Below are 22146 nucleotides of genomic sequence, written 5' to 3'. Positions count from 1 at the left end.
CGCCTCCTGGACCCGCCGACCCGGCGCGGAACGCGAGAACGCCCCGCCCGGCCGGAGCCGAACGGGGCGTTCGCGATGTGTACTGGACTCAGTGCACGATGACCGCGAGGACATCACGCGCCGAGAGGACGAGGAGGTCCTCGCCCGAGTACTTGACCTCGGTGCCGCCGTACTTCGAGTAGATGACCTTGTCACCCACGGCGACGTCCAGCGGGACGCGGTTGCCGTTGTCGTCGATACGACCCGGGCCCACGGCGACGACCTCGCCCTCCTGGGGCTTCTCCTTCGCGGTGTCCGGGATGACCAGACCGGAAGCGGTGGTCTGCTCCGCCTCGACCTGGCGGATGACGATGCGATCCTCGAGCGGCTTGATGCTGACGGCCACGGTGACCTCTTCTTTCTCGGTACTGACTCGGTACAGATGAAAACCGTGTTGGCACTACGCACAGGAGAGTGCCAACCGCCCCAACTCTAGGGCGTCGTTGGCACTCGGTCAATCCGAGTGCCAACGTCCGACCGGGCTCTCGGCGACCTGGGAGGATCGTCGGGTGGAAGCCGCCGATCTCGCCCAGTTGCTGACCCCCGAGGGGATGGCCCTGCTCGACCGTACCCCGGCCGTGTCCGACGGTGGTGAGATCGTCCGGGTCGTCTCACGACTGCGCTCCGAAGGACACGATCCGGGCCTCGTCGCGGCGGTCCTGACGCAGGCGAAGCTCCGGCAGAAGGCCCGTGGGAAGTTCGGGGACTTCGCCTCCCGCATGCTCTTCACCGAGGCCGGCCTCGAGCAGGCGACCCGTCTGCAGGTCGCCGCCCAGCACGCCGGACGCTTCGCCGCCGCGGGGCTCATCCGGGTCGCCGACCTCGGGTGCGGCATCGGCGGGGACGCGATGGCGATGGCGGCGCTCGACCTCGAGGTCACCGCGGTCGACCGTGACGAGGTCACCGCGGCCGTCGCGACGCACAACCTGTCACTCTGGGACTCCGCCCGGGTGGAGCTCGGCGACGCCGCTTCGTTCGACCTGTCCCGCGTCGACGGGGTCTGGATGGACCCGGCGCGCCGGACCTCCGGCCACGCGAACACGAAGCGCCTCGCCGACCCGGACGACTGGTCCCCCTCGCTCGACACCGTGTTCGCTGCCGCCACGACGACCCCGACGGGCGTGAAGCTCGGGCCGGGCGTCGACCGCGACCTCATCCCGGACACGGCCGAGGCGCAGTGGACCTCCGTGGACCGCGAGGTCGTCGAGCTCGCCCTCTGGTTCGGCCCCCTCGCCCGTCCCGGTGTCCGCCGTGCCGCGACCGTCATCGGGGCGCACGGGATCGCCGAGCTCACGGGCGACGCCGACGCCGCGGACGTCGAGGTCGGCGCGCTCGGCGCGTACCTGTACGAGCCCGACGGGGCGGTCATCCGTGCGCGGCTCATCGGCGACCTCGCCCGGTCGCTCGACGGCCGGATGCTCTCCGACGGCATCGCGTACGTCACCTCGGACCGGGCCGTCACGACACCGTTCGCGCAGGGCTTCCGGGTGCTCGACACGATGCCGCTCGACGTGAAGCAGCTCGCCGCGCGACTCGCAGCGGACGACATCGGGACCGTCGAGATCAAGAAGCGCGGGGTCGACGTCGACCCGGCGCAGTTCCGGAAGCGGTTGCGGTTGCGAGGACGGGGGCGCGTCACGCTCGTGCTCACCCGACTGGAGGGACGGCACACCGCGATCCTGTGCGAGCGGCTGGGGGACGTGGCCGGCTAGGCCGCGGGGCGCGCGGGCGGCGCGCGGCGCGCTCGCGCTGTGCACAACGAAAGTCACCCCGAACCGCGGCGATCCGTGGTTCGGGGTGACCCTCGTTGTGCGAGCGGGTCGCCGGGGTCCCGGTCAGCCGATGAAGGCGCCGGACCCGTAGTCGTCGTAGTTCGAGTACGAGCTCCCCATCGAGGCGAACGCGAACAGCCCGATGATCCAGAGGATCCACACACCGGTCATCACCCAGCCGGCGATGACACCGGTGAGCGCCAGGGCGCGCCCGCTCTCACCGGTCTGCTTGATGCGGCCGAGGGCGAGGTGGCCGAGGATCGCGCCGGCGGGACCGAGCAGGATCGCCATGAAGAACAGCGGGATCGCACCGAGGCCGAACACGATGGACAGGATCGCCAGCGTGTTGGTCTTCGGTCGCTGCGCGTAGGGCTGGTAGCCCGCGGGCGCGTAGGGGTTCTGCTGGCCCGGGGCGGCGTACGGGTTCTGCTGGCCGGGGGCCGCGTACGGGTTCTGCGGCGCGGCGTAGGGGTTCTGCTGCTGCGGAGCGCCGTAGGGGTTCTGCGGCTGCTGCGCGGCGTACGGGTTCTGCGGCTGCTGCGGCTGCTGCGGCGCCGCGTACGGGTTCTGCGGTGCGGCGTAGGGGTTCGAACCCTGCGGGGCGCCGTAACCCGGGTGCGCCTGCTGTCCGGACTGCCCCCACGGGTCGTTCGGCGCTGCCGCCGGTGCCTCGGGAGCGGACGCGCCGTACTGCTGCGGCTGCCCGGAGTCGGGCTGGGCCGCACTCGACGGCACCGACGATGCGGTGCCGTCCGGCGTCTCGCCCGGCTTCGGCCACTGGTTCTGATCGGACACCGTCCACCCCTCTCGGCGCCACGGTCGTCGGCGCCTCATGTGAATCCTCCCACAGACACTCCCCTGCGGGCCGGACGCGACCACGGCGCAGACCGGACCCGGAACGGGGTCGGCCCGCGAGCGTCAGACCTGGACGGTCGTCACCGGCAGCGTCGAGTCTGCCGCGATCCCGAGGTCGCTCGGCGCGTGCCCCTCGGCGACGAGCCGGGCGCCGATCGCCGCGATCATCGCCCCGTTGTCCGTGCAGAGGTCGAACGGCGGGATCCGGAGCTCGACACCGGCGGCAGCACAGCGCTCCTCGGCGACGGCCCGCAGTCGGGCGTTCGCCACGACGCCGCCGCCGAGCAGGAGCCGGTGCACGCCGGTGTCCTCGCACGCACGCAGCGCCTTCGTCAGGAGCACGTCGACCACGGCCTCGCGGAAGCTGGCGGCGACGTCGGCCACGGGGACCTCGCGCCCCTCGTCACGGCAGCGCTCGACCCACCGGGCGACGGCGGTCTTCAGTCCGGAGAACGAGAAGTCGTAGCGGTGCGCGGCCATGTCCTTCGGCAGCGTCAAGCCGCGGGGGAAACGGATCGCGGTGGGGTCGCCGTCCGCCGCGGCCTTGTCGATCTGCGGACCGCCGGGGTACGGCAGCCCCAGGAGCCGCGCGACCTTGTCGAACGCCTCGCCCGCGGCGTCGTCGATCGTCTCGCCGAGCAGTTCCACGTCGCCGACGAGGTCCCGCACGAGCAGCAGCGACGTGTGCCCGCCGGACACCAGGAGCGCCACCGTCGGCAGGTCGATCTCGGACCCGTCCGACCGGAGGACGTCGGCGCCGACGTGCCCGACCAGGTGGTTCACGCCGTAGAGCGGCTTGCCCGTCGCCACCGCGAGGGCCTTCGCAGCGCCGACCCCGACCATGAGCGCCCCGGCGAGTCCCGGTCCCGCAGTCACCGCCACGGCGTCGAGCTCGTCGAGGGTCACGCCGGCCTGCTCGAGCGCAGCGGACAGCGTCGGGGTCATCGCCTCGAGGTGCGCCCGTGCGGCGACCTCGGGAACGACGCCGCCGTACCGCGCGTGCTCCTCCATGCTCGACGCGATGACGTTCGCGAGCAGGGTGTTGCCACGCACGATCCCGACACCGGTCTCGTCGCAGCTCGTCTCGATGCCGAGCACGAGTGGTTCAGCCATCGAGGGCCTCCTGTCCGATGGGGCCGACGCCGGACGGACCGACGCCCGACGGGCCGACGTCGGGAGTCGTCGCGAGCTCCGCCCGCATCACCCACGCGTCCACACCGTCGGGCTGGTAGTAGCGGGGGCGGACGGCGATCCGCTCGAACCCGAACGCCGTGTACATCGCCTGGGCCACGGGGTTGTCGGCGCGTACCTCGAGGAAGACCTCGTGCACGCCACGCCGCCGCGCCTCGTCGAGGAGCTCTGTGAAAAGCACCCGACCGATGCCCTTCCCCCGCTGCTCTGCCGCGACCGCGATCGTCTGGACGTCCGCCACGGGGTTGCCCGCCAGCGAGGAGAGCCCGGCGTACCCGACGATCGTCGGCGCCCCGCCCTCGGTCGTCTCGACGACGACGTAGTACCCGTGCGGCGAGTACAGCTCGCCGGACATCTGCGACGCCGACCAGGCATCGGTCGGGAACGACGCGTGCTCCAGCCACATCACGTCGTCGAGGTCCTGCGGATGGGCGCGCCGCAGGCGCAGCCCGTCGGGCAGCGTCACTGCTTCACCCGCTTGGGCGCACCCGGCATCGTGACGTCCGGATCGCGGAGGTAGAGAGGCGCGTCCTCGGCGAAGGGCGCGCCGGAGGTGAGCCGGTCTGCGGCGAGCGCACCGAGCCTCCAGGCCGGGATGGACAGGGCCGTCACGCGGTCCCAGCCCACGGCGTCGGGCCAGGAGGCGCGGATCGCCTCGTCGAGGTCCGCCGGTTTGGCGAGTCCGGGACCCGCGACGCGCGTGCCGGTCTGGTCGTAGGCGCTCCAGTAGACCTCGCGCCGACGCGCGTCCGTCAGGACGACGAACGAACCGGGTCCGTCCTGGTCGGCCGCGACCGCGTCGTGGCTGACCAGCGGGAGGACGGGGACGCCGCGTGCAGCGGCGAAGGTGCGGGCTGCGGCGATGCCGACGCGGAGGCCGGTGAACGGCCCCGGCCCCATGCCGGCGACGACGCCCGAGACGTCGGCGGGGGTTATGCCGGCTGCGTCGAGGACCTCGGCGAGGAACGGGCCGATGACCTCGGCGTGGCGGCGGCTGTCCTCGGTGCTGCGGCTCGCAAGGGCCTGCCCGCTGCCCGGGTCGACGACGGCGACCGAGGTTCCGGCGGAGGTGTCGATCGCGAGCAGCACGGTCCCATCGTAAGCGGCGGCGCGGTTGCTCGATGCCGATCGAGCGCCGCTCTGGTGGCGGTTCCGCTCAGTGCTCGTCGTCCCGGACGACCGCACGCCGGACCTCCTCGACGGCAGCGGCGACTCCTCGTTCGCGGACCGCCGGGTCCCCGTGTTCGGACTCGTGCACGAAGACGGTGGCTCCGCGGCGCGCTCCGCAGAAGTCGACGACGCCGTGCTCGATCTGGGTCCGCAGCGCCTCGCGGTACCCGTGCCGGTCGTAGACACCGGCATCGTCCCCGGCGACGGGCACGAGGTGGACGGTGAGCCGACCGAGGTTCCGGCGCATGCCCTCGTCGCCGCCGACGTCGTACGCCCACCCGTTCACGAAGACGCGGTCGATCCACCCCTTCAGCAGCGCCGGCAGCGACCACCACCAGACCGGGAACACCAGGACGAGGTCGGTGGCCCGGTCGATGCGCCGCTGTTCGGCGACGACGTCCGTCGGGGCGTCCTCGCCGGTCCGGTAGGTGTGGCGGTCGGCGAGGGTGAAGCGCGGGTCGAAGCCCTCGGCGGCGAGGTCGGCGATCTCCGCCGTCCCCTCGGGCAACGCGCCCCGCAGTCGTTGCGCGACGTGGTGGGTCAACGAGTCGGGGTCGGGGTGGGCGGTCACGATGAGCGTCGGCACACTGCATCTTCGCGAGGGCGGCTGGACGGCAGCAGGACCGCAGGGTCAGAGGACGGCGTCCGCCCAGCGCGGGCCGGAGGCGGTGACGACCACACGGCGCGGCTCGTCGGGGACGTCGTCCGGGTCGAGGTCGTCCGGGGTGCTGTCGTCACCGGCGACCGCGTCGGCGGCACCGGTCGCGCGGACGATCTCGACGTCGAGGACGCTGTCCGAGATGCCGTCGACGAACCCACGCCCCCACTCGACGACGACGATCGAGGCGTCCCAGTCGAGGTCGAGGTCGTCGAGCTCCACCGGGTCGGACAGTCGGTAGGCGTCCACGTGCACCAGGTCCGGCCCGGCCGAGGTCGGGTGTGTCCGGGCGAGGACGAACGTCGGGCTCGAGACCTGCCCGCGGGCGCCGAGCGCTGCGCCGAGCCCCCGCGTCAGGGTGGTCTTGCCGGCGCCGAGCGGACCGGTCAGGACGACGAGGTCACCGGCACGGAGGACGGCCGCGAGTCGGGCACCGAGAGCACCCATCTCCTCGGTGGTCCGGGCCGTGGTGTCGAGCAGCACCCGGGAGTCGGTCACCGTTCGCCCCGGAGGTACTCGGCGACGTGGCCCTCGACCCGGTGCCCTTCGTAGACGCGGGGCACCCGCGAGCCGATCCGGCAGACGATCTCCTCGCCGATGGTGCCGAGCGCGTCGCCCCACTCGAGGACCGTCATCTCGTCGTGCTCGCCCGTGCCGAACAGCACGACGGTGTCGCCGACCCGGACGTCGTCGTCGCCGACGTCCACGAGGAACTGGTCCATCGCGACGCGACCGGCGATCGGGTAGCGCGTGCCGCCGATCGCGACCTCGATGCGGCCCTGCGCCAACCGCGGGACGCCGTCCGCGTAGCCGACCGGAACGAGCGCGAGGGTGGTCTCGGCGGTGGTGCGGTACGTGTAGTCGTACGAGACACCGGTGTCGACGGGCACGCGCTTCGTCTTCGCGACCGAGGCGGTCAGGGTCATCACGGGCTCGAGGCCGAGGTCGGCCGCCGAGACGCCGTCGGCACCGGGGATGCCGAACAGGTTCGCGCCCATCCGGACCATGTCCTTGCGGAAATCCTTGCGCTCGAGCCCGGCGAGCGAGGCGGCGACGTGCTCCGTCGGGATGTCGAGCCCGAGGTCGTCGGCCTGCTCGACCGCGTCGTCGAAGAGCGCCACGGCGGAGGCGTCCTCGTCGTCGGAGGACTCGGCGAGGTGCGTGTAGGCGGCCACGACCTCGATGCGGCCGTCACGCTGGGCGTCACGGGCGAGGGTCACGAGGGCGGGCCAGTCGTCCGGCGTCGAACCGTCGCGGTGCAGGCCGGAGTCGAAGCCGAGGTGCACCCGGGCGGGACGCTGGTCGACGGCGTCGATCACCCGCTGCAGCTCCGGCACGTTCGAGACGCCGAGGTCGACGGCGGAGTCGATCGCGTCGCGGAAGTCCAGCGCGGGGTCGTGCTGCCACGTGAAGAGGTGGACGTCCTCGCCGACGCCGATCGACCGCAGACGCAGGGCCGCGGGGACCGTGAGCACGCCGATCCACCGGATCCCCGCGTCCACCGCGGCGAGGGCGATCGGCTCGAGACCGTGCCCGTAGGCGTCGGCCTTCATGATCGCCATGAGCTCGACCGGGTCCATCCACTCGCGGACCAGGTCGAGGTTGGCGCGGTAGGCGTCGAGGTCGATCCGGGCCCGGCGCAGCGGCGCGTTCACGAGGTCCTCCGTTCGACGCTGCGGCCGACCCGGGCGACCACCTCGTAGTTGATCGTGCCGACTGCGGCGGCCCAGTCCTCGACCGCGGGGTCGCCGTTCGCCGGGTCGCCCCAGAGCACGGCCTCGTCGCCGATCCGGACGTCGGCGTCGCCGATGTCGACGTGCATGGCGTTCATCGCCACGCGACCGACGACCGGGAAGGTGCGGTCGCCGATCCGCACCGAGACGCGGTTGCCGAAGTCGCGGTCGAAGCCGTCCGCGTACCCGAGCCCGATCACCGCGAGCCGGGTGTCCGTCGTCGCGCGCCAGGTGTAGCCGTAGCTGACGCCCTCGCCCGCACGGACCGGCACCGTCCGGAGGACCGCGGCGGTCACGCGCATCGCGGGGCGGAGCCCGAGGTCGGCCGAGGTGCGGTCGGGGAACGGGCTGAGACCGTACAGCGCGAGGCCGACCCGGGCGACGTCGTGCCGGGTCTCCGCAACGGCGAGGCTCGCGGCGCTGGCGGCGAGGTGCACCATGTCGGGAACGATGCCGTTCGCAGCGAGACCGTCGAGCGCGCGCTGGAGGGCGGCGTCCTGGTCGAGGTCGTCGGCGCGGGAGGCGTTCGCCAGGTGCGACATCAGGCCCTCGATGCGGGTGCGGTTGCCGCTGCGGGCCAGGCGGCCGGCGGTGGCGAAGAGCTCGGACCACTCGGACTCGACCGCGCCGTTGCGGCTCAGGCCGGTGTCGACGCAGATGTGCACCGCGGGGACCTCGGAGTCGGCGGCGGCGGAGAGCTGGTCGACGCTCGAGACCGCCGGGGTGATGCCGTACTGCGCGGCGCGACGGAAGTCCTCATCGGGGGCGTGGAGCCACGCGAGGATCCGGACGCCCTCGTCGATGCCGGCGTGGCGGAGGGCGATCCCCTCGTCGATGTCCGCGACGCCGAGCCACTCCGCGCCGGCGTCCACGAAGGCCTGCGCGGACTCCGCTGCGCCGTGGCCGTAGCCGTTGGCCTTGACGACCGCGATGACGCCGGACGGAGCCACCTGTTCGGCGACGGTCGCGTAGTTGGCGATCAGCGCCTCCCGATCGACCGTGATGCCGGTGAACGCGCTCACGCAGATTCCCCTGTTCCTTCGAGGACCACGAACGCCGTCGCGATCCCTCCGTCGTGCGAGAGCGAGAGGTGCACGCTCGTCACCCCGCGCCCGTCCGCCACCTGGCGCGCCCCCTGGCGCAGCGTCAGCGACGGGTTCCGCTGGTCGTCGGAGACGACCTCGAGGTCCTGCCAGCTCAGTCCGGCGCTCGACCCGAACGCCTTGATCAGCGCTTCCTTCGCCGCGAACCGCGCGGCCAGCGACGCGATCGGCCGGGGTTCCCCGTCGCGGACGAGCTCCGACGGGGTGAAGAGGCGCGTACGCATCGCGGGCGTCCGGTCGAGCACCCGCTCGAACCGTTCCAGGTCGACCACGTCGACACCGATGCCGATGATCATCGTGCGACTACTCGACGGTGACCGACTTCGCGAGGTTGCGCGGCTGGTCGACGTCGAGGCCCTTGGCCGCGGCGAGCTCCATGCCGAACATGTGCAGCGGTGCGACCGCGAGCAGCGGCTCGAACAGCGGCGTCGCGAGCGGGATGCGCAGCACCTCGTCGGCGAAGGGCAGCACGGCGGCGTCGCCCTCTTCCGCGATCGCGATCACCCGGGCGCCGCGGGCGCGGATCTCCTGGATGTTCGAGACGACCTTGGGGTGCAGCGACCGCGGGTCGCGCGGCGACGGGACGATCACGAAGACGATCTGCCCCGGCTCGATCAGGGCGATCGGGCCGTGCTTGAGCTCACCGGCGGCGAAGCCCTCGGCGTGGATGTACGCGAGTTCCTTGAGCTTGAGGGCACCCTCGAGCGCGATCGGGTAGCCGACGTGGCGGCCGAGGAAGAGGACGCTCCGGGTGTCGGCCATCCAGCGGGCGAGGTCCTTGATGCCGGACGCGTCGTCGATGGTCTGCTGCAGCTTCGGTGCGAGGCCCTCGAGCTCGGCGACCTGCTCGGCGATCTGCTCTGCCGTGAGGGTGCCCCGCAGCGTGGCGAGGTGCAGCCCGAGCAGGTAGAGCGCGACGCCCTGCGCGATGAACGCCTTGGTCGACGCGACGGCGACCTCGGGCCCGGCGTGCGTGTAGATCACGGCGTCGGACTCGCGCGGGATCGTGGCGCCCTGGGTGTTGCAGATCGACAGGACCTGGGCGCCCTGCTCGCGGGCGTACTTCACAGCCATGAGCGTGTCCATGGTCTCGCCGGACTGGCTGATCGAGACGACCAGCGTGCGGTCGTCCAGCACCGGGTCGCGGTAGCGGAACTCGTGCGCGAGCTCGACCTCGACCGGGACGCGGGCCCACTGCTCGATCGCGTACTTGCCGAGGATGCCGGCGTAGGCCGCGGTGCCGCAGGCGATGACGATGACCCGGTCGACCTGCGCGAGGCGGTCGGCGATCGGGTCGAGGTCCGTCAGCGTCACGGCACCGTCGTGCACGCGGCCGAGGATGGTCTTCGCGACGGCCTCGGGCTCCTCGCTGATCTCCTTCGCCATGAACGACGTCCAGCCGCCCTTGTCGGCCGCGGAGGCGTCCCAGTTCACCTCGAACTCGCTCGGCGATGCCGGGGTGCCGTCGAAGTGGATGACGTCGACACCGTCGGGGCGGATCGTGGCGATCTCGTCCTGCCCGATGGCGAGGGCGCGCTGCGTGTAGGCCACGAACGCGGCCACGTCGGAGCCCATGAAGTTCTCGCCGTCGCCGAGGCCGACCACGAGGGGGGAGTTGCGACGGGCGCCGACGACGACGCCGGGCTGGTCGGCGTGCACGACGAGGAGCGTGAACGCCCCTTCGAGCCGCTGCACGGCCTGCTGCATGGCGGCGGTCAGGTCACCGGTCGCGCGGAACGACCGGGCGACGAGGTGTGCCGCGACCTCGGAGTCGGTCTCGCTGAGGAACGCGACGCCCTCGGCCTCGAGCTCGGCGCGGAGCTCGGAGAAGTTCTCGATGATGCCGTTGTGGATGAGGGCGAGCTTGCCGCCGTCGGCGAGGTGCGGGTGCGCGTTGCCGTCGGTCGGGCCGCCGTGGGTCGCCCAGCGGGTGTGGCCGATGCCCGTCCCGCCGTCGGCGATGGGGTGCGATTCCAGCTCGTCCACGAGGGCCTGGAGCTTGCCCGCCTTCTTCGCGGACGCGAGCTCGTGCGACCCGTCCACGACGGCGATGCCCGCCGAGTCGTAGCCGCGGTACTCGAGCCGACGGAGACCACCGAGGAGGACGTCCTGGCTGCTGTTGCTGCCGACGTAGCCGACGATTCCACACATGGGGACGATCCTACGGTCTGGCTGGACGACGACCCTGCGAACGAGCAGGGCTGGGGATAACGTTTGGGACATGGGACGCTTCGACGACATCGCGATCACGACGCTGCACGGTGAGGACACCACGTTCGGGGCGTTCGCGGACAAGGCGGTGCTCGTCGTGAACGTCGCGTCACGCTGTGGCCTCGCTCCGCAGTACGAGCAGCTCGAGGCGCTCCAGAAGGAGTACGGCCCCCGCGGCTTCACGGTCCTGGGCTTCCCGAGCAACCAGTTCCTGCAGGAGCTCGGCTCGTCCGAGGCGATCGACGAGTACTGCTCCACCACGTGGGGCGTCACCTTCCCGATGTCCGAGAAGGTCAAGGTGAACGGCAAGAGCGCCCACCCGCTCTACCAGGCGCTCAAGGAGACCCCGGACGCCGACGGCAAGGCCGGGCGGGTCACGTGGAACTTCGAGAAGTTCCTGGTCGCCCCGGACGGCGCGGTCACGCGGTTCCGCCCGACGACGAAGCCGGACGCGCCGCAGGTCATCGCCGCGATCGAGGCGGCCCTGCCGGCCTGAGCGCGCACGCCACACGTGGGCGCGGGTGTCGGACGGGAGGCGCGGATCACGCGAGCCGACCGGCTCACGTGATCCGCGCCTCCCGTCTGTACGCTCGTTCCCATGCCGATCCCGGAGACCACCGTCGCGCACCCGACCCCCTTCGTGGAGATCCCGCGTGGCGAGTGGTCGCAGCTCGCTCCGAAGGAGCACCTGTCCCTCACCGAGACCGAGATCGTGCAGCTGCGCGGTCTCGGCGACCGCCTCGACCTGCAGGAGGTGCAGGAGGTCTACCTGCCGCTGTCCCGCCTGCTGACGCTCTACGCGGCGGGCGCACGGAACCTGCACGCGTCGACGTCGGCCTTCCTGGGTGACCGAGCCGGGCGGACGCCGTTCGTGATCGGTGTCGCCGGGTCGGTCGCCGTCGGCAAGTCGACCGTCGCCCGTCTGCTGCGCGAGCTGACGAAGCGCTGGCCGGACACCCCGCGCGTGGAGCTCGTGACCACCGACGGGTTCCTCTACTCCAACGCCGAGCTCGAGCGGCGCGGGATCATGGACCGCAAGGGCTTCCCGGAGTCCTACGACCGCCGGGCCCTGCTGCGCTTCGTCAGCCAGGTGAAGAGCGGCGCGACCGAGGTCCGAGCGCCGTACTACTCGCACCTCGTGTACGACATCGTGCCGGACGCCGAGATCGTGGTGCGACAGCCGGACATCCTCATCGTCGAGGGCCTGAACGTGCTCGCGCCGCCGGTGCACGGGCGGCTGGCACTGTCCGACCTCTTCGACTTCACGATCTACGTCGACGCGAAGACGAAGGACATCGAGGCCTGGTACGTCGACCGGTTCCTCGCGCTGCAGGAAGAGGCCTTCGCGAGCCCGGACTCGTTCTTCCACCGGTTCGCCTCGCTCTCCCGGTCGGATGCCGTGCAGACGGCGACCGAGGTGTGGCGGGCGATCAACGAGCCGAACCTGATCGAGAACGTGTTGCCGACGCGCTCCCGGGCGACCCTCGTGTTGAAGAAGGCGGCGGACCACAAGGTGTCGTCGGTGTTGCTCCGCAAGATCTGACGCGCGGGGCGCGGCGCGGGCCGCGGGGCGCCGCCAGCGGCGGGCCGCTGCGCCGAACCACGAATCCGACGTGGAACCGGGCGCGCGGGCTGGTGCGATGTCGCATCCGTGGTTCGACGCGGCTCGGCCGGCTCGGCCGCCGCCGCGGGGCGGCTCGAGCTGCCGCCGCACAAGCGAAGTCCGTCGGAACCACGCATCTGCGTGGTTCCGACGGACTTCGATTGTGCCAGCGCGCCGAGCGCCTACGCCGCGTCGAGCGCCAGGCGCTCGCGCACCACGGCCGCGAGCTCCTCGGCGATCCGCTCGGCATCGGCCTGGGAGGCCGCCTCGACCATGACCCGCACGACGGGCTCGGTGCCGGACGGCCGGAGCAGCACGCGTCCCGCGTCGCCGAGTGCGGCGGTCGCAGCGGCGACGGCGTCCTGCACGCCCTGGTCGGCGAGGCCGTGCCGGTCCACCCCGCGCACGTTCACGAGCACCTGCGGGAACACCGTCATGCACGACGCGAGCTGCTCGAGCGTCTTGCCCGTCCGGGCCATCTCGGCGACGAGGTGCAACCCGGTGAGGATGCCGTCGCCGGTGGTCGCGAACTCGTTGAAGATGATGTGGCCGGACTGCTCGCCACCGAGCGAGTACCCGCCCTCGGTCATCTTCTCGAGGACGTAGCGGTCGCCGACACCGGTCTCGAGCATCGCGATGCCCGCGTCCGCCATGGCGCGCTTCAGCCCGAGGTTCGACATGACCGTCGCGACGAGGGTGTCGGACGCCAGGCGCCCGCGCTCCTGCAGCGACAGCGCGAGGATCGCCATGATCTGGTCGCCGTCGATCGCGTTGCCGGCGGCGTCGACCGCGAGGCAGCGGTCCGCGTCACCGTCGTGGGCGATGCCGACGTCCGCTCCGTGCGAGAGCACCGCACGGGCGAGGTTGTCGATGTGGGTGGAACCGACACCGTCGTTGATGTTCATGCCGTCCGGGTCAGCACCGATCAGGGTCACGCGGGCCCCGGCGTTGACGAACACCTCGGGCGAGACGCCCGCGGCGGCACCGTTCGCGCAGTCGAGCACGACGTGGATGCCGTCGAGCCGGTGCGGCAGCGTGCCGAGCAGGTGGACGACGTAGCGGTCCTCGGCATCGGCGAACCGGGTGATCCGGCCGACGTCGCCACCGGTGGGGGTCGGTGCGGAGTGGTCGTGCATGGCCGCTTCGATGCGGTCCTCGACCTCGTCCGGGAGCTTCCGGCCGCCCGTGGCGAAGAACTTGATCCCGTTGTCGGGAGCGGGGTTGTGCGAGGCGGAGATCATCACGCCGAAGTCGGCGTCGATGTCCGCGACGAGGAAGGCCGCAGCGGGGGTGGGGATGACCCCGGCGTCGAGCACGTCGACGCCGGCGGAGGCGAGCCCGGCCGCGACCGCGGCACCGAGGAACTCGCCGGAGACGCGCGGGTCGCGCGCGAGGACCGCACGAGGGCGCGGTCGACCGGACGCCCGACGGGCGTCCGCGTGGTGTCCGTGTGTGAGGACGGCCGCGCTCGCCTGGGCAAGACCCAGTGCGAGCGCGGCCGTCAGCTCGCCGTTGGCGAGACCACGAACCCCGTCGGTACCGAACAGACGCGGCATTGCGATCTTCAGCCGGTGACGACTAGCGCTTCGAGAACTGCGAAGCCTTGCGGGCCTTCTTGAGACCGGCCTTCTTGCGCTCGATGACGCGGGCGTCACGGGTGAGGAAGCCGGCCTTCTTGAGGGTGGCGCGGTTGTTCTCGCGGTCGATCTCGTTCAGCGAACGGGCGATGGCGAGACGGAGCGCACCAGCCTGACCCGAGGGGCCACCACCGGTGATGCGGGCCACGACGTCGTAGGCGCCGAGCAGCTCGAGCACCTTGAACGGGTCGTTGATGAGCTGCTGGTGCAGCTTGTTCGGGAAGTAGTCCTCGAGCGAACGGCCGTTCACGACGAACGAGCCGGAGCCCGGGACGAGACGGACGCGTGCGATGGCCTCCTTGCGGCGCCCGACGGCACCGCCCGAGACGTTGAGGATCTGACGGGGAGCGGCCTCGGAAGCGGCGGGTGCGCTCTCCGTGGTGAAGCTCTCCGGGGTCTGGTCGAGGGAGTCAGCGATCTGAGCCATGAGTTTTACCTAGTCCTTGGAAGTCGTCGTGGCCGGAACTACTGTGCGACCTGATCGAAGGTGTACGCCTTGGGCTGCTGCGCCGAGTGCGGGTGCTCCGCGCCGGCGTAGACCTTCAGCTTCTTGAGCTGCTCGCGACCGAGGGTGTTCTTCGGGAGCATGCCGCGGATCGCCTTCTCGACGGCGCGGGTCGGGTGCTTCTCGAGCATCTCCGGGTAGGAGGTCGCCGTGAGGCCGCCCGGGTACCCCGAGTGGCGGTAGTAGACCTTCTTCGCGAGCTTCGAACCGGTCAGGGCGACCTTGTCGGCGTTCACGATGATGACGTAGTCACCCATGTCCATGTGCTGGGCGAAGGTGGCCTTGTGCTTGCCGCGCAGGAGCGCCGCGGCGTGGGTGGCGAGGCGGCCGAGGACGACGTCGGTCGCGTCGATGACGATCCAGTCGTGCTGGACGTCTGCCGGCTTCGGGGAGAACGTACGAGTCACAGTGGTGCTGCTTTCGTGTCGAGGTGAGGAGTCCGTGAATCCCGCTCCGGTGGGTGTTCACGTGGGAGAACCCATGTGAACGGCCCGGTGGAGGGCTCATCTGACTGTCCGGCGCACAGAGCGCGCAGACCAAGGTGAGAGCCTACCCGACGCACGTGACGGCGGTCAAACGGAGACAGGACGGACGGGAGGCGCGGTGCCGGCTGGCACCGCGCCTCCCGTCCGGTGCAGCGAACGTCAGCCGAAGAGGCTCCGCAACCACGCGAGCAGGGCGGCGAGCGCCGCCAGCGCGTCCGCGACCGGACCGCCGTGGCCCGGGTTCCCGCCGTGTCCGGGGTCGCCGCCGTGGCCGGGGTTCCCACCTCCCGGGGTGCCGACGCCCGGCAGGTCGATGCCGACCACGACCGGGTCGTGATCGCTCGCCCGGTACACGTCGTCGCGGTACAGGTCCGTGACGTTGTAGTCGTACCGGCTGTACTCGAGGCCCACCGACTCGACCGAGTTGATGTTCCAGATGTCCACGCCGGTGACGGTCTCGAGCGCAGCGGGGGACGCGAACACGTGGTCGAGCGAGCCGCTCAGTCCGCCGAACACGTACGACCACTCGGCCGCGTCCTCGGTCGGGCCGAGGTCCGTGTAGCCGGCGTCCTCGAGGGCGACGACCGGGTCCTCCTCGCTGTAGGCGTTGAAGTCGCCGAGCATGAACACCTTGTCGGTCCGCGCCTGGCGCTGCATCGCGGTCGAGAACGTCACGAGCGCCTTCGCCTGCTCGACGCGCGAGTGGTTCGACGCGCCCTGCCCGTCGCCCTGGTCGGCGTCGACGCCCTCGCCGGAGCCCTTCGACTTGAAGTGGTTCGCGATGACCAGGAAGGTGTCCTTCGCACTCGGCTTCTGCGCACCCTTGCCCTTGCCGGGCTTCGCGACGACCGGGGCGAAGGCCTGCGCGAGCGGCTGGCGGGCGTTCGTGAACGCCGTCGAGTCGGTGAGGATCGTCGACGAGCCGACGGGCTGCACGCGGTCCTTCTTGTAGATGAGCGCGAGGCGGATGACGTCCTCGCTCGACGGGAGCTTCGACGGGGACTTCGCGTACGCCCAGGTGTCCTTGCCGGTCGCGGCGTTGAGCGCGGCCACGAGGGTCGCCACGGCCGCGTCGCGGTCCTGGCCGAAGCGCGCGGAGTTCTCGATCTCCTCGAGGGAGACGACGTCGGCGCCGAGGCCGTTGATCGCCTTGACGATCTTCACCTGCTGGCGGGCGAGGTCGTCGGCGTTCGCGGCACCGCGGGCGTCGCAGCCGCCCCGGACGGTCACGGGGTCGCCGTCGCGGTCGGTGTAGTAGGTGCAGCCGGTGAGCTGGTCGCCGGTCGTCGGGAAGTAGTTCAGGACGTTGAACCCGGCGAGGCGGATGTCACCGCCGACGTTCTCGGGCGCTGCGGTGCGGACGTCCGAGAACGACGCCGGCAGGTCGGCAGCCGGGGTGGCGCCGGTGATCGGCGACGTCGGCTGGAACTTCCACGAGTCGTTGCGGTAGTCGAGGACGACCGGCTCGCGGAAGGTCGCCGCGGCGCCGACCGTGACCGGGCCCTGGGTGAGCCACGACACCGGGATCGACTGGTTCGCCGCGCTGAGGAAGTTCGTGCTCGCACCGTCGTCGAGGACGACCTTGCGCGCCGCGTTGTCCGCGGTGACGGCGGCGGCCTCGGCACTGCCCGGACGGGCGACCTCGGTCGGCTGGAGCAGGCGCTGCTTCCCCGATGCCAGTACGACCTCGCCGTACTGGTTCGTCGTGTAGTTGTCCGCGACGGTGTAGTCGCCCTGCGGCGCCACGAGCATGCTCTCGAGCGACTCGCGCTGTGCGTCGGTGCGCGGGAAGGTCAGCGTGGCCGGGACCGGCTGGACGACCCCCGCGGCGGGGAGCTTCGTCAGGCCGGCAGCGGTGGGCACGGTCAGCTCGGTCAGGCCGTTGAACTCGGACACCGTGCCGGTGAGGCGCACCGCCTCCCCGATCGCCACGCTGCCGACCGTCGCCGACGAGTAGACGAAGACGGCGTCGGAGGCGGTGTGCGTCCCGAGGTCGAGCGCGCCGCCGGTGCCGGCGGTCTGGACCGTGTAGCCGTTGAAGCCGCCGGTGGCGTACACCGCGGTGACGACGCCGTCGGTCGTGACGGTCTTCCCGGCGAACGGCGAGGCCTCGCCGGTGCCCTGCAGCTGCGCGATGGTGACCCGTTCGGCCGGGGTCGTGCCGCCGTCACCGGGGTCGGTGGGGTCCGTGGGGTCGGTCGGGTCCGTCGGCTGCGTGGTCTCGCCCGCCGCGTTCTCAGGCGTGACGGTCGTCGTCACCCGGAAGTCGGCGGCGTTCGAGTCGGTGTCGGTCGTGCCCTGACGGGTGAGCGCGTCCGGGACGGCGTTCGCCGTGCCGGTCGGTGCGACCGCGGTCTCGAAGGTGTTCGACGTGCCGTAGCCGAGCAGGTCGACGACGCCGGGGGTGCCCGCCGTCACGGCGCCGGCGGGGAGTGTCAGCGCCGTCGCCTGGTCGGCGAGGACGAGGGTGCCGGTCGAGCCGGAGGGGTTCAGCCCGGTGACGGCGTCCGGCTCGGGCAGCGCCTCGCCGTTCGTGCCGTTCGAGCCCATCTGCACGAGGTAAGTGCCGTGCGCGGGCACGGAGCCGGCGAGTTTGCCGACCGAGGGCGCTCCGGTACCGGTCGCCGCGCGGTACTGCACCGACCAGCCGTCGACGCTGACGGGGCTGTCGGTGGGGTTGCCGAGTTCGACGAACTTGTTCGTGAAGGGCTGGTTCGCGCTGCCGCCCTTGAGGTAGGCCTCGGCGATGACGAGCCCGGTGCCCTGGGGGTTCGCGCTGGCCGAGGAGACGGAGACGAGCGGAGCGGCGACGAGCGCGGCTGCAGCGGTGGCGCACAGCAGAGTGCGCCCGACGGATCTGTGCATGGTCGCACGCTACCGACCTGCGGGGCCCCTCAGGTTTCCGGCGGGTGAACGATCCGTTCCACCCCTGATCGGGGTGCAGCCGACGGCGGTGCGGGATGCCCGGGGATCAGGACCCGATCGGCCGCCAGGCGGACCCGACGCGGTGCACGGCCGGCCCGTGTCCGGGGAGCAGGACGTCCGGGATCGGCAGCGCCCGCGCGGACTCGAGCGCTCGTTCCTGGTCGGCCGTGAAGAACGACGTGATCATGCGCGGCCGCGGCTCCCACGACGACGGCTGCGTGTCGTGCCGGCTGACGACGGCGTCCCCGGTGACGATCGCGTTCGCGGCGGGCAGCAGGTAGGCCGTGGACCCGTCGGTGTGCCCGGTGGCCGGCAGCGGCGCGATCGCCCGGCCGACGAAGTCCGCACCCGTGAACGCGCGGGCGGTCGGCACCGCGGTGGGTCGCAGCGCGTCGGAGCGCACTGCGCGGGCGAGCCACCGGAGGACCCGGGGCGCGGCCAGTCGTCCGCCGATCTCGGCCGGCGTCACCTGCTGCCGCGCGGGTCCGCGCACGTTGTCGAGCTCGTCGGCGTGGGCGAGCACCTCGACGTGCGGGTGCCGCTCGAGGATCCCGGGGATGCCGCCGACGTGGTCGACGTGCCCGTGCGTGACGTACACCCGGCGCAGGTCGTCGAGCTCGTGGCCGGCGTACCGCACGGTGTCGAGCACGAGGTCGGTGTCGGCCGGGTAGCCGGCGTCGATCAGTGCGACGCCGTCCTCTTCCGCGAGGACCACCCAGTTCGAGACGGGCCCCTCGACGAACACCACCCCGGGTGCGACGGACACGACGGAGCGGGGTTCGCGGGAGGTCATCCCCCGACGGTACCGCCGAGCGGGCGTGCTCCTGGTCGATCAGCCTGCGACGAGTTCCTTGACGAGTCGGAAGAGGAGCACGCCGCCGGTCGCCGCGTACCAGCCGATCAGCGAGTTCCGCTTGGCGGCCAAGGCCAGTGATCCCCCTGCCGCACCGGCCCCGAGCAGCAGCGTCGGCCAGCGGATCCACGGGTCCTGGTGCGAGACCCCGGCGATCAGCGCTCCGGTCGTCGCGAGGGTCACCAGCACGATGATCGCGGCCCGTCGCCGACGGGCGGTCTTCACCGGGCGCTCCTGGGTCATGCTTCCACCGTCCGTGTTCTGAGGTACCCGCCGACGCACGGGACTGCGATCCAGACGAGACCGGAGGTGACCGCCGGAAGTACGCGTGACTCGCCGAGAACGCCGCCCTGCACCGCGCTGAAACGAATCCATTCGGTCCACTCGCCAGCGAATGACAACGCCACGTCCGCCACGAGCACGATGAGCACGACGCTCACCAGCGCCAGGGGGAGCGAGCGCACGGAGGCCCCGATCCCGAACGCCATGGCCGCGGACGACAGTGTCAGCGCCGCCACCTGCCCGATCGGCGTTCCGATCGAGGCCGAGTTCAGGTGGCCCCCGAGGGACACCGCTGCGACCACGCCGACCGCGGCTGCGACGAGCGACAGGAGCACGACGCCGGCCACCAGGCAGGCGCAGGCCGCGGCTCGCGCTCCGTAGATCGCGCCGCGAGGGAGCCCGGTGAGGATCCCGTCGCGCTCTCCTCCGGCGCGTCCGTCTCCGCCACCGCACACTGCCCCGATGACGGCCGAGACGAGGGCCCCGGGCAAGCTCACCGTGATGATGACCTCCCCGGCATCGAACGAGCCGTTCCGGAGCACGAGCGGAACGCTCGAGATCGCGCACAGGACGACGAAAAGCAGGATGGCGCCGTAGCCGATCATGGCTCCTCGAGTGTCCAAGCGTTTGCGCAGTTCGAGGCGGACGTGCTGGGAAGCGCTGATCAACGACCGACCTCCGCGATGTGCTCTCCCGCTGAGGCTTCTGCGTAGAGCACCTCGAGATCCACGGAGGCCGGGACGATCGAGCGGACGTCGATGTCGTGACCGACCGCCAGTCGCACTCCCTCGGCGACCGCGCAGCCAGCAAGGATCCGGTCGCCGCGGCGTTCCGCCGTCTCTCCGGACGCGGTCAGCGCGTCGATCATCCTCGTCGTGTCGGACACTTCGATGATGCATCCGCTGGACGCCTGGAGGTCCATCGACTGCACGCAAGCGATGCGACCACTGCTCATGACGACGGCGACGTCGATCATGGACTCGAGTTCGGTCAGCAGGTGGCTCGAGATCACCACGACGGCGCCGCGCGCGCGCAGGCGGCGCACGGTCTCACGCACCCAGACGATCCCGTTCGGATCGAGGCCGTTCATCGGCTCGTCGAGCAGCACGACGACTGGATCCCCGAGGAGCGCAACCGCGATCCCGAGGCGCATCTTCATCCCGAGGGACAACGCCCCGACGCGCCTTCGGGCCACCGGTTCGAGCCCGGAGGACTGCAGCGCTGCTGCGACGTCGCTCCGCGGTGCTCCCACGTAGGCGGCCCGCAGACGCAGTGTCTCCCGGACGGTGCGCCCAGGATGGAGCCCGTTCTCGGCAAGGACGGCGCCGATGACCACCGACTGCCCTCCGGCAACGCTGATGGTCCCCGTCGACGGTCTCACGAGCCCCGCGATGGCGGCCATCAGCGACGTCTTCCCCGCACCGTTCGGACCGACGAGGCCGTACGTCATGGCAGGAGCGAACTGGATCGTGATGTCGTCGAGCCGCGGCCGTCCGCGACCGCGCACCCCCACGTTGCACAGACCGATCGTCATGATGCCTTCCTGGAGCTCAGAAGAAGTAGTTCCACAGAGCGTCGAAGAGCTGCTGGATCGTCATCGTCGCGATCGCGTTGATCGCGGCCTTGATCCAACCGGCGACCCCCGCCCACCACCTCTTGAACGCGGCCGAGCCCTTCTTCACGGCGTTCTTCATCGGCGTGATCAACGACGGTGCGTTCCGCTTGACCCAGTTGATGATCGGACCGATCGGGATCCCGTTGGTGGAGGCCCCATCCGTGCCGATGGGCGCGCCGGTCGTCGAGCCACCCACGGGTCCACCTGTCGTGGTGCCCCCGGTCGCGCTGACGAAGCTTGCCGAACTGACACTCGAACTGGACGCCGCCACGGGCGCTGCCGACGCAGCTGTCGCTCCGGCGGTTCCCATCAGCGTGCCGACGACGATCGCCCCGATCACCCTTGCTCTACCGATCCGATTCATTGCCATCCCCTTGTGTGGTGCGGCGCGAGCATCGTTGCCGCGCGGTGCCACTCTGACAGTCAGGATGTCAACGGTCAAATTTCAGTGTGCGATATCAATTCGGCGGACGAGCATGGATCCGCTCACTCGCGTCGCGCCCGGGTCTGCGACGCCCGCGCCGCGAGCTCGTCGTCCGCCGGGTACCCGACCTCGGTCAGGGTGAGGCCCTTGGCCGGCGCAACCTTGAACTCGCTCGTCCGGGCCTCGGCGACCCGCAGTTCCTCGAGCCGGTCGGCGCCGAACCGGCCCTCGCCGACGGCGATCGTCGCCCCCACCATCGCGCGCACCATCGAGTGGCAGAAGGCGTCGGCCTGGAGGCGCGCCACCAGCACGCCGTCCGGCTCGCGGTCCCAGCGGAACTCCTGCAACGTCCGGATGGTCGTCGCCCCCTCGCGCGGCTTGCAGAACGTCGCGAAGTCGTGCAGCCCCAGCAGCCGCAGCGCACCGCGCTCCATCGCCGCCGGGTCCAACCGCGTCGGGTGCCAGACCGTGTGCCCCCGTCGACGTGGATCGCGCAGGGCGTCGGCGTCCGCGATCCGGTACGAGTAGCGGCGCCACAGCGGCGAGAACCGGGCGTCGAACCCCTCCGGCGCGACCGAGGCCCGGGTGACGACGACGTCCCCCTCCGGCGCCGCGATGCCGTTCACGCGCTTGACGAGCCCGTCCAGCGGCGAGCGCCCCGCCCCCCGCTTGGCGGCCAGCGCGTCCCACTGCGCCGGCGTGAGGTCGAGGTGGGCGACCTGCCCGGTGGCGTGCACGCCCGCGTCGGTGCGCCCGGCCACGGTGAGCAGCGGCGGCTCGCCCCACCGGGTGAAGACGGTGGCGAGCGCGGCCTCGAGCGCGCCCTGCACGGTCCGGAGACCCGGCTGCCGGGCCCACCCGGAGAACGCGGCACCGTCGTACGCGATGTCCAACCGCAGCCGCACGCTGCCCCCGCCACCGCCGCCCTGCGGGCCCGCCGTCTCGTCCACCAGGCCACCGTACCGGGGCCGCGCCGCGCCTCCTGGCCCCCGTGCTCACACGCGCCCCGCCCCGGTGTCAGTGCCACGTCAGTGCCGCGTGAGCGGGCCGCGGCACCATCGTCCTCGACATCGACGAACCACGTC

The 22146-nt window shown here is 71.6% G+C and carries 24 protein-coding genes; 3 read left to right on the top strand and 21 right to left on the bottom strand.

Going from position 1 to position 22146, the window contains the following annotated elements:
• Window positions 1-88: 88 nt before the first annotated feature.
• Complete coding sequence (groES, locus tag J2X60_RS04305; RefSeq protein ID WP_017885484.1) at window positions 89-385, bottom strand: co-chaperone GroES; 297 nt, start codon at window positions 383-385, stop codon at window positions 89-91.
• A gap of 163 nt (window positions 386-548) precedes the next feature.
• On the opposite strand from groES, the gene J2X60_RS04300 reads away from it, so the two are divergent.
• Window positions 549-1751, top strand: coding sequence for a THUMP-like domain-containing protein (locus J2X60_RS04300; protein WP_309886596.1), 1203 nt, complete (start codon window positions 549-551; stop codon window positions 1749-1751).
• Window positions 1752-1874: 123 nt separating this feature from the next.
• Here the strand turns inward: J2X60_RS04300 and J2X60_RS04295 are convergent, their stop codons facing one another.
• The 10 genes from J2X60_RS04295 to glmS all read right to left on the bottom strand — a co-directional run bounded on the left by J2X60_RS04295 (window position 1875) and on the right by glmS (window position 10672).
• Window positions 1875-2606 (bottom strand): DUF4190 domain-containing protein, encoded by a 732-nt coding sequence (locus tag J2X60_RS04295; protein WP_309886595.1) that lies wholly within the window; start codon window positions 2604-2606, stop codon window positions 1875-1877.
• A gap of 123 nt (window positions 2607-2729) precedes the next feature.
• Window positions 2730-3779 carry a tRNA (adenosine(37)-N6)-threonylcarbamoyltransferase complex transferase subunit TsaD gene (tsaD, locus tag J2X60_RS04290; RefSeq protein WP_309886594.1) on the bottom strand — a complete coding sequence of 350 codons (1050 nt, stop codon included), beginning with the start codon at window positions 3777-3779 and terminating at the stop codon, window positions 2730-2732.
• Complete coding sequence (gene rimI, locus J2X60_RS04285; RefSeq protein WP_309777295.1) at window positions 3772-4323, bottom strand: ribosomal protein S18-alanine N-acetyltransferase; 552 nt, start codon at window positions 4321-4323, stop codon at window positions 3772-3774. Before rimI ends, tsaD begins: the two co-directional genes overlap by 8 nt.
• Window positions 4320-4946, bottom strand: a complete 627-nt coding sequence (gene tsaB, locus J2X60_RS04280) for a tRNA (adenosine(37)-N6)-threonylcarbamoyltransferase complex dimerization subunit type 1 TsaB (RefSeq protein ID WP_309886593.1) — start codon at window positions 4944-4946, stop codon at window positions 4320-4322. Before tsaB ends, rimI begins: the two co-directional genes overlap by 4 nt.
• 67 nt (window positions 4947-5013) lie before the next feature.
• Window positions 5014-5613 (bottom strand): NAD(P)H-dependent oxidoreductase, encoded by a 600-nt coding sequence (locus tag J2X60_RS04275; RefSeq protein WP_309886592.1) that lies wholly within the window; start codon window positions 5611-5613, stop codon window positions 5014-5016.
• A 45-nt stretch (window positions 5614-5658) separates the two neighbouring features.
• Window positions 5659-6183, bottom strand: coding sequence for a tRNA (adenosine(37)-N6)-threonylcarbamoyltransferase complex ATPase subunit type 1 TsaE (tsaE, locus tag J2X60_RS04270; protein ID WP_396127775.1), 525 nt, complete (start codon window positions 6181-6183; stop codon window positions 5659-5661).
• Window positions 6180-7340, bottom strand: a complete 1161-nt coding sequence (alr, locus tag J2X60_RS04265) for an alanine racemase (protein ID WP_309777300.1) — start codon at window positions 7338-7340, stop codon at window positions 6180-6182. The genes tsaE and alr (J2X60_RS04265) overlap by 4 nt, the downstream gene beginning before the upstream one ends.
• A complete protein-coding gene (alr, locus tag J2X60_RS04260; RefSeq protein WP_254790717.1) occupies window positions 7337-8440 on the bottom strand; it encodes an alanine racemase in 1104 nt (367 codons plus the stop codon). Before alr (J2X60_RS04260) ends, alr (J2X60_RS04265) begins: the two co-directional genes overlap by 4 nt.
• Complete coding sequence (locus J2X60_RS04255) at window positions 8437-8817, bottom strand: holo-ACP synthase (protein WP_229085749.1); 381 nt, start codon at window positions 8815-8817, stop codon at window positions 8437-8439. The genes alr (J2X60_RS04260) and J2X60_RS04255 overlap by 4 nt, the downstream gene beginning before the upstream one ends.
• Before the next feature lie 7 nt (window positions 8818-8824).
• On the bottom strand, window positions 8825-10672 hold the full coding sequence (glmS, locus tag J2X60_RS04250; protein WP_309886591.1) for a glutamine--fructose-6-phosphate transaminase (isomerizing): 1848 nt from the start codon (window positions 10670-10672) through the stop codon (window positions 8825-8827).
• A gap of 70 nt (window positions 10673-10742) precedes the next feature.
• On the opposite strand from glmS, the gene J2X60_RS04245 reads away from it, so the two are divergent.
• On the top strand, window positions 10743-11228 hold the full coding sequence (locus tag J2X60_RS04245) for a glutathione peroxidase (protein ID WP_309886590.1): 486 nt from the start codon (window positions 10743-10745) through the stop codon (window positions 11226-11228).
• A 102-nt stretch (window positions 11229-11330) separates the two neighbouring features.
• A complete protein-coding gene (coaA, locus tag J2X60_RS04240; RefSeq protein WP_309886589.1) occupies window positions 11331-12275 on the top strand; it encodes a type I pantothenate kinase in 945 nt (314 codons plus the stop codon).
• Window positions 12276-12517: 242 nt separating this feature from the next.
• Here coaA and glmM read toward each other — a convergent pair whose 3' ends face one another.
• The 10 genes from glmM to J2X60_RS04190 form a co-directional block, all read right to left on the bottom strand.
• Window positions 12518-13891, bottom strand: coding sequence for a phosphoglucosamine mutase (gene glmM / locus J2X60_RS04235; RefSeq protein WP_309886588.1), 1374 nt, complete (start codon window positions 13889-13891; stop codon window positions 12518-12520).
• A 22-nt stretch (window positions 13892-13913) separates the two neighbouring features.
• Complete coding sequence (gene rpsI / locus J2X60_RS04230) at window positions 13914-14399, bottom strand: 30S ribosomal protein S9 (RefSeq protein ID WP_022906971.1); 486 nt, start codon at window positions 14397-14399, stop codon at window positions 13914-13916.
• A 38-nt stretch (window positions 14400-14437) separates the two neighbouring features.
• Entirely contained in the window at window positions 14438-14884 is a 447-nt protein-coding gene (gene rplM / locus J2X60_RS04225; protein WP_022906970.1) for a 50S ribosomal protein L13, read from the bottom strand.
• Window positions 14885-15121: 237 nt separating this feature from the next.
• Window positions 15122-17827, bottom strand: a complete 2706-nt coding sequence (locus J2X60_RS04220) for an ExeM/NucH family extracellular endonuclease (RefSeq protein ID WP_309886587.1) — start codon at window positions 17825-17827, stop codon at window positions 15122-15124.
• Between the two features lie 106 nt (window positions 17828-17933).
• Window positions 17934-18680, bottom strand: a complete 747-nt coding sequence (locus J2X60_RS04215) for an MBL fold metallo-hydrolase (RefSeq protein ID WP_309886586.1) — start codon at window positions 18678-18680, stop codon at window positions 17934-17936.
• 39 nt (window positions 18681-18719) lie between these two features.
• Window positions 18720-18983, bottom strand: a complete 264-nt coding sequence (locus tag J2X60_RS04210; RefSeq protein WP_309886585.1) for a hypothetical protein — start codon at window positions 18981-18983, stop codon at window positions 18720-18722.
• Complete coding sequence (locus J2X60_RS04205; protein ID WP_309886584.1) at window positions 18980-19627, bottom strand: hypothetical protein; 648 nt, start codon at window positions 19625-19627, stop codon at window positions 18980-18982. Before J2X60_RS04205 ends, J2X60_RS04210 begins: the two co-directional genes overlap by 4 nt.
• Before the next feature lie 59 nt (window positions 19628-19686).
• A complete protein-coding gene (locus J2X60_RS04200; RefSeq protein WP_309886583.1) occupies window positions 19687-20556 on the bottom strand; it encodes an ATP-binding cassette domain-containing protein in 870 nt (289 codons plus the stop codon).
• Window positions 20557-20572: 16 nt separating this feature from the next.
• Window positions 20573-20833: a hypothetical protein gene (locus tag J2X60_RS04195; RefSeq protein ID WP_309886582.1), complete on the bottom strand. Its 261-nt coding sequence runs from the start codon at window positions 20831-20833 to the stop codon at window positions 20573-20575.
• 290 nt (window positions 20834-21123) lie between these two features.
• The gene (locus J2X60_RS04190) at window positions 21124-22011 is read right to left on the bottom strand and encodes a tRNA pseudouridine synthase A (RefSeq protein WP_309886581.1); all 888 of its coding nucleotides are present in this window, start codon (window positions 22009-22011) and stop codon (window positions 21124-21126) included.
• Between the last annotated feature and the right edge of the window lie 135 nt (window positions 22012-22146).

It is taken from the genome of Curtobacterium sp. 320 (assembly GCF_031455235.1).
GTDB lineage: Bacteria > Actinomycetota > Actinomycetes > Actinomycetales > Microbacteriaceae > Curtobacterium.
Note: the sequence above shows the minus strand (reverse complement) of the source record. Positions and strands in the feature narration are given on the sequence as shown.

Coding starts and splice junctions, on each gene's coding strand:
- tsaD (WP_309886594.1), bottom strand. CDS start 3,779: ATGGCTGAACCACTCGTGCTCGGCATCGAGACGAGCTGCGACGAGACC.
- J2X60_RS04255 (WP_229085749.1), bottom strand. CDS start 8,817: ATGATCATCGGCATCGGTGTCGACGTGGTCGACCTGGAACGGTTCGAG.
- glmS (WP_309886591.1), bottom strand. CDS start 10,672: ATGTGTGGAATCGTCGGCTACGTCGGCAGCAACAGCAGCCAGGACGTC.
- J2X60_RS04245 (WP_309886590.1), top strand. CDS start 10,743: ATGGGACGCTTCGACGACATCGCGATCACGACGCTGCACGGTGAGGAC.
- coaA (WP_309886589.1), top strand. CDS start 11,331: ATGCCGATCCCGGAGACCACCGTCGCGCACCCGACCCCCTTCGTGGAG.
- glmM (WP_309886588.1), bottom strand. CDS start 13,891: ATGCCGCGTCTGTTCGGTACCGACGGGGTTCGTGGTCTCGCCAACGGC.
- rpsI (WP_022906971.1), bottom strand. CDS start 14,399: ATGGCTCAGATCGCTGACTCCCTCGACCAGACCCCGGAGAGCTTCACC.
- J2X60_RS04220 (WP_309886587.1), bottom strand. CDS start 17,827: ATGCACAGATCCGTCGGGCGCACTCTGCTGTGCGCCACCGCTGCAGCC.
- J2X60_RS04215 (WP_309886586.1), bottom strand. CDS start 18,680: ATGACCTCCCGCGAACCCCGCTCCGTCGTGTCCGTCGCACCCGGGGTG.
- J2X60_RS04210 (WP_309886585.1), bottom strand. CDS start 18,983: ATGACCCAGGAGCGCCCGGTGAAGACCGCCCGTCGGCGACGGGCCGCG.
- J2X60_RS04205 (WP_309886584.1), bottom strand. CDS start 19,627: ATGATCGGCTACGGCGCCATCCTGCTTTTCGTCGTCCTGTGCGCGATC.
- J2X60_RS04200 (WP_309886583.1), bottom strand. CDS start 20,556: ATGACGATCGGTCTGTGCAACGTGGGGGTGCGCGGTCGCGGACGGCCG.